The organism is Streptomyces odonnellii (assembly GCF_000981895.1).
In the GTDB taxonomy this organism is placed as follows: Bacteria; Actinomycetota; Actinomycetes; order Streptomycetales; family Streptomycetaceae; genus Streptomyces; species Streptomyces odonnellii.
The window spans coordinates 1-6,285 of the sequence record NZ_LATD01000375.1 but is presented as its reverse complement, the minus strand read 5'-3'; the positions used below and the strand labels follow the sequence as shown (position 1 = coordinate 6,285).

The window sequence follows — 6,285 nt, the reverse complement described above, 5'->3', positions numbered from 1 at the left end:
GGAGGCACGGGGGCACGGCAGGGCAAGAGGGCGTGGCGGGGCAAGGGGGATACGTCACAGTCCCCACATCTCCTTGCGGAAACGCGCCAGGATCTCCTTCGTCCGCCCCGCGGACTCCGCGTGCGCGACCATCCGGTCCATCGCTTCCTTGTGCTCGGACAGTTCGCCGGCGTTGTCGAGATACAGCGCGCCGGTCAGATACTCGATGTAGACGATGTCCGGCACCTCGGGTATCGCGAAGCGGAAGAGGACGAACGGGCTGTACGTGCCGGGGTGGTGCCCGGATGCGAACTCGGCTATCTGGATGGTCACATTGGGCAGGTCGGCCATCGCCAGCAGGTGGTCTATCTGGCCGCGCATCACCTCGGACGACCCGACCGGCCGGTGCAGCACGGTCTCGTCCATGACGACCCAGAAGACCGGTGGCGACTCCGCGCGCGTGAGCAGCTTCTGCCGCTCCAGCCGCAGCGCGACACGTCGCTCGACGCGCGCCGGATCGGACCGTCCGACCTCGCCGAACTTCAGCACGTAACGCGCGTAGTCCTCCGTCTGGAGCAGCCCCGGTACGAAATGCGGTTCGTAGCAGCGGATGGTCTTCGCCGCTCCCTCAAGGCTCACATAGCCGCCGAACCAGTCCGGCAGCACGTCGTAGAACCGCTGCCACCAGCCGGGCTTCACGGCTTCCTCGGTGAGCCGGACGAATTCGGCGCGCTCGGTGTCCGTGAGGCCGTACGCGGACAGCAGGATCTCGACGTACGGGATCTTGAGCCCGACCTCGGACATCTCCATACGCCGTATGGTCGCGGCGGTCACATGCAGCAGTTTTGCGGCCTGGTCACGCGTGAGACCCGCCTGCTCACGGAGGGTCTGCAACTGTCTGCTGAGGACGATCTGTCCGATGGTAGGCGCAGAACGCGGTTCGCTCACACCCCACCACCGAACACCAGCGCCATAGGAGCAGTCTCCCACAGGGGCCGGGTCCAGGACATGGGGGCTTGGGGCGGACGGGCCGTGAACGTACGGGAGTTACGGGCGGTCGCGCCCTGGTCATATCGCACTAAAGCGGGCTAAACATCCCTCCATTCGGAGGCAAAGATGAACTTACGACATCGCACGGGATACCTTGCAGTGGCCGCTGAGTGTCCATCGGCGGTTAGCATCGAGTTCCGCCGTACCGCTGTGCCCGCTGTTCCGCCGTACCGCTTGTGCGCTGTTTCCGCTTGTCCGCTGTTCCGCCGTTTCTGCTGTTCCGCTTGTGCGCTGTTTCCGCCGTCGACCGAGAGCTGGGTGATCCGGACGTGTCCCGACCGCGCGTGGGTGTGGCCGTGCTGACCATGGGAACCCGGCCTGTGGAGCTGCGGGCCCTGCTCGATTCCGTGGCCAAGCAGCGGGAGCCCGCCGCGCGGATCGTGGTCGTCGGCAATGGCGCACCGCTGCCCGAGCTGCCCGCCGGGGTCGTCGGGATCGAGCTGGAGCGGAATCTCGGGGTGTCCGGCGGGCGCAATGTCGCCCTGCGCGAGCTGCGCGCGGCCGGGGACGTGGACGTACTGGTGGACCTGGACGACGACGGCCTGCTCATCGAGGCCGATGTGATCTCACGGGTCGCCGATCTGTACGAGGCGGACGCGCGGCTCGGCGTCATCAGCTTCCGGATCGCCGACGAGACGGGGTTCACGGCGCGGCGGCACGTACCGCGGCTGCGGGTGGACGATCCGATGCGGGGCGGGGAGGTGACCACGTTCCTGGGCGGGGGTCACGCGCTGTCCATGCGGATGCTGGACGAGATCGGCGGCTGGCCGGATCAGTTCTTCTTCACGCACGAGGAGACCGATCTGGCGTGGCGGGCGCTGGACGCGGGCTGGACGATCCGGTACGAACCGGAACTGGTCCTCCAGCACCCGCGCACCTCGCCCGCGCGGCACGCGGAGTTCTACCGGATGACCGCCCGCAACCGCGTCTGGCTCGCCCGCCGCCATCTCCCGGCCCCGCTGGTCCCGGTCTATCTGGGCAACTGGATCCTGCTGACGGTGGCCCGTACCCGTTCGGCGAGCGGCCTGCGGGCGTGGTTCGGCGGCTTCTACGAGGGAATCCGCACGGCCTGCGGCACCCGCCGCCCGATCCGCTGGCGGACGGTGGGCCGGATGACCGCGCTCGGGCGCCCGCCGGTGATCTGAGGGGGCCGCCCCTGGCGGTACGGGACGGCCCCGGCGGTACGACCGGCCCGCGCTGTCCGGGTTCACCCAGGACTTGCAGACATACGCCGAGCGAGAGGCCCTGGCCCCTGTCCGGACCTAGTCCAGTTCGCGTTCCCGGGTCTCCGGAAGCGCGCGCACGCACAGCAGCGAGACCACGGCCATCGCGCTGACGTAACAGCCCACCGACGCCGAGCCGAAGCCGGACTGGAGGCGTGGCACGACCAGTGGGGAGACCGCGCCGCCCAGGACGCCGCCCAGGTTGTACGAGAGGGACGCGCCCGAGTAGCGGACACGGGCGGGGAACAGCTCCGGCAGAAACGCGCCCATCGGGCCGGACGTCACACCCACGCAGAACACCGCGCCGCCCATGGCCACCGCCATCACCACCGGGTGTCTGGTGTCGAGCAGCGGGAACAGCAACAGGCCCCAGACCGCGGCCAGTCCGCAGCCCGTCAGCACCAGTTTCCGCCGGCCGGCCGTGTCGGAGCGGGTGGCGGCGAGCCAGATGGCGGTGGCGAGGAAGAGGCAGGCGATCAGCGACAGCGCCAGCATCGTATTGCGTGGCATGCCCAGGATCGTCGTGGTGTACGACAAGCCGTAGGTCATCGACGAGTAGAAGAGCGTGTACACGACGGCCATGGCGCCCGCGCCGAGCAGCAGTTCGCGCGGATGGCGCCGCAGGAGTTCCGCCATGGGTGCCCTGCTCGTCGTCCGGTGCGCCACGGACCGTGCGAAGACGGGGGTCTCGCTGATCTTCAGCCGTACAACCAGTCCGACCGCGACCAGCAGGAAGGACAGCAGGAACGGAACGCGCCATCCCCAGCTCGCGAAGGCCGCCTCGTCGAGCGACGCGGACATCAGCCAGAAGACGCCGGTGGCGGCGGAGAAGCCGACGGGCGGGCCGAGTTGGGGAAACGCCGCGTACAGCCCGCGCCGCCCGCGGGGCGCGTGCTCCACGGCGAGCAGCACCGCACCGCCCCACTCGCCGCCGATCCCGATCCCCTGGAGGAAGCGGAGCAGCACGAGCAGCGCGGGTGCCCAGCTCCCCAGCGTGGCGTAGCCGGGCAGCAGCCCCACCATCACCGTGGACAGCCCCATCAGCAGCAACGAGGCGACCAGGACGGACTTGCGTCCGACGCGGTCGCCGAAGTGCCCGAAGACGACCGAGCCGATCGGGCGGGCCAGGAAGGCGACCGCGTACGTGGAGAACGACGCGAGTGTGGAGTTGAGGGGGGAGAGGTTGGGGAAGAAGACGTCGTCGAGGACGAGCGCCGCGGCCATGCCGTAGATGAAGAAGTCGTACAGCTCGATGGTGTTGCCGATAAAGCTCGCGACGGCCACCCGACGCGGACTCTCCCGCTTTCCCGGACCGCCGGCGGCGGGCCTTGCGGGAGTGCGTGCGGGGGCGGGTACGGGGGACGGAGGCCTGGTCGCTCTCGTCGCTCTCGATCGTGCGCGTGGGTTCACCACAGGATGTGCAGCCTTTCGCGTACGCGCTTGATGTTGCCCGTGCGCCAGACCAACCGGCCTGCGGGCAGGGCCGGTCGCGCTCCCAGCGGGCGTTCCATGACCCTCCCCCTTCACGCAAAGCAACACCATCTTTACGGAGAGTGACTTTCCGTATGCGGTACCAGGTATGCGGCACTCCCCCGAACGAGTGATCGCCGCCAGCCCACGGGCCGCCGCCCCCGGCCAAGCGCCCCCGGCACACACCGCGTTGCACGCACCGCCCCGCACCGCCCGCGCCCGCGCAATTCCGCGCAATCGGCAGCCGCACCGCAGGCAGGCACCGCATTCTGGTGTCAACCAGCCAGAATGGAGGACCGCATGACACTCAGGTTCTTAGGCACGACCTCCGAAGTCGGCGAATGCCCCACCCTCTACGAGGTGGCGGAGACCGGCGACATCGTCGTCCAGGGCGAGCGGCTCACCGATCCCGAGCACCTGAAACAGCTCCGCGACGTCAAGGATTCGGAGACCTTCGTCGTGGTCCCGCGCGAGTTGCTCACCCGCTTCGCCCCCAAGGAGTAGACCCGTGACTGATCTGATCCCCTTCGAGGACATCACCCACCTCTTCGAGGACTTCGAACACACCGCCTGGCGCCTCGAAACCCAGCGCGGCTACGCCAGCGACCGCGCGGGCAAGAAGTGGCCGCGCTGGGTCGCGGGCGAGCGTCTCGGGTACGAGCCGCACCACCCCTGGCACGCCATGGTCCGCCGCGCCGCCGAGGCCGGTAAGCGGTTCGAGCGCGTACGGCTCGTCGACGATCCGCCCACCGACGGGCAGCGGTTTCTTCTCGCCAGCGGGCTCGGGAACGTCGAGGCCGGGGAGGACATCCGTAACCTCTACCGCGCCGACGCTGTCCGGCACGGTCTGCCGGACTACGACTTCTGGCTGTTCGACTCCCGGACCGTCGTGAAGTTCGACTTCAACCCCGACGGCGAGACGCAAGGCGTGCACGTCATCGAGGACCCGGCGGAAGTCGTCCGCGCCTGCCAAGTGCGCGATGCCGCCTGGCACTTCGCGATCGCCACGGCCGACTTCCAGGCCCGGGTACCGTCGGCCATGTGAGCACGGACTTCCAGAGCGCCAGGATCGCCCTCGGTGCGCGGCTGCGTGAGCTGCGCACCGATGCCGGGCTCAACGGCAGACAGCTCGCGCTCCTGCTGGGCTGGCAGCCATCCAAGATCTCCCGCCTGGAGAACGGCAAGCAGACCGCCGCCGCGGCCGACCTCGAAGCCTGGGCGCTGGCCGTCGCCGCGCCGCACGCCACCGCCGACCTGCTGGCCCGCCTCCGCAACCTGGAGCTCCAGCACCAGTCCTGGCGGCGCCAGCTCACCGCCGGCCACCGCGCGATCCAGGACCGCATCGGCGCCGAACAGCGCGCGACGACGACCTGGCGCGGGTACGAGGCCGGGGTCGTCCCTGGCCTGTTCCAGACGCCGGACTACGCCCGCCATGTCTTCCTGCACAGCGCGACGGAACACCGTTCCCCGCGCGACACCGAGGACGCCGTCCGCGCGCGCATGAAGCGGCAGGACGTGCTCTACGAGCCGGGGAAGACGTTCCGCGTCCTGCTCTGGGAGGCCGCGCTGCACGTTCTGCTGTGCCCGCGCGACACGATGGCAGCACAGGTCGACCGCCTGGCCGGGCTGATCGGCCGCGACAACATCGAGCTGGGCATCATCCCCCTCGGCGCCCCCATGACCTCCACGGCGAAGCACGGCTTCTGGATCCTCGACGAGCGGCGCGTGACCGTGGAGACGGCCAGCGTCGAACTGCGGCTCGACGCCGCGCACGACGTCGAGCTGTACGGGCGGATCTGGGATCGCTTGAACAGCGCGGCGGTGTACGGGCCCCCGGCCCACCGCCTCCTTGCGCGTGCGCAGGCCGCGCTGGCGCGCTCGTAACCCGAACGCGGCAAGCCGCACAACCCCCGGCGCAATTGCGAGCAATCGCCCGTCGGGCGCGCCGTTGACATCCCTAACGTCCCATTCATGGTGACTTGGAAGCGAGAAGCGGCCCCTCAAGGCGACCCGGACAATACTGACATTGAGGACGGCGACGGCGGTGGGTCCAATCCGTCGTCCGGGTGTGGGGACAACGGCGGGCTGGTCGGGTGAGGAGCGGCGACGGGAGCGCGGGCGTGATGGGGCGGCTGACCGGTGAGGGCAGGGTGACTGTGGTGCGGTTGTTGCAGCGGTGGCCCGGTCGGTATGGGGTTGTCGCCTATACGACCCGGGGCGCGTACGGGGAGACCGCGCTTGTCGGGTACGTGTCCGTGCCCGGCGTTGCCGACCTCAGCCTTATGGACGTCGCCGCGCGGCACCAGCCCGCGCTGATGTACGGGTCGACCGGGACCGAGGGGTTCGCCGAGGCGTGCTGGCTGATCTCCGTCGGGTGGAGCGCGCGTACCGTGCCCAAGCCCGGGACGCTCGAACTCCCGCACGCCGCCTGGGCCATGGAGGTCGAGCGGACCGTCGAACTCGGCGGGGTCATGTACGGCCACACCCGCCTGCACGTCGGCCGCTTCACCCTCGCCGACCCCGCCGACCAGGCCCGCGCCGGTGCCCTCCTGAACCTGACCCG

6 protein-coding genes and 1 pseudogene are annotated in these 6,285 nt (G+C 69.7%); 5 read left to right on the top strand and 2 right to left on the bottom strand.

Features of this window, described 5'->3' with window-relative positions; translation table 11 throughout:
* Positions 1-54: 54 nt before the first annotated feature.
* Entirely contained in the window at positions 55-927 is an 873-nt protein-coding gene (locus tag WH07_RS30175) for a helix-turn-helix domain-containing protein (RefSeq protein ID WP_046506921.1), read from the bottom strand.
* A gap of 371 nt (positions 928-1,298) precedes the next feature.
* Here WH07_RS30175 and WH07_RS30170 point away from each other — a divergent pair, with 371 nt between their 5' ends.
* Positions 1,299-2,174 (top strand): glycosyltransferase family 2 protein, encoded by an 876-nt coding sequence (locus WH07_RS30170; protein WP_079023680.1) that lies wholly within the window; start codon positions 1,299-1,301, stop codon positions 2,172-2,174.
* 117 nt (positions 2,175-2,291) lie between these two features.
* Here the strand turns inward: WH07_RS30170 and WH07_RS30165 are convergent, their stop codons facing one another.
* Positions 2,292-3,536, bottom strand: a complete 1,245-nt coding sequence (locus WH07_RS30165; protein WP_046506912.1) for an MFS transporter — start codon at positions 3,534-3,536, stop codon at positions 2,292-2,294.
* Between the two features lie 486 nt (positions 3,537-4,022).
* On the opposite strand from WH07_RS30165, the gene WH07_RS30160 reads away from it, so the two are divergent.
* From WH07_RS30160 to WH07_RS40025, 4 genes and pseudogenes are all read left to right on the top strand, one after another.
* Positions 4,023-4,226 (top strand): hypothetical protein, encoded by a 204-nt coding sequence (locus WH07_RS30160; RefSeq protein WP_046506909.1) that lies wholly within the window; start codon positions 4,023-4,025, stop codon positions 4,224-4,226.
* A gap of 4 nt (positions 4,227-4,230) precedes the next feature.
* The gene (locus tag WH07_RS30155; RefSeq protein WP_046506907.1) at positions 4,231-4,767 is read left to right on the top strand and encodes a DUF6879 family protein; all 537 of its coding nucleotides are present in this window, start codon (positions 4,231-4,233) and stop codon (positions 4,765-4,767) included.
* Positions 4,764-5,606: a helix-turn-helix domain-containing protein gene (locus WH07_RS30150; protein WP_046506904.1), complete on the top strand. Its 843-nt coding sequence runs from the start codon at positions 4,764-4,766 to the stop codon at positions 5,604-5,606. The genes WH07_RS30155 and WH07_RS30150 overlap by 4 nt, the downstream gene beginning before the upstream one ends.
* A 398-nt stretch (positions 5,607-6,004) precedes the next feature.
* Positions 6,005-6,285: pseudogene (locus WH07_RS40025) on the top strand (hypothetical protein); the annotation flags it as partial.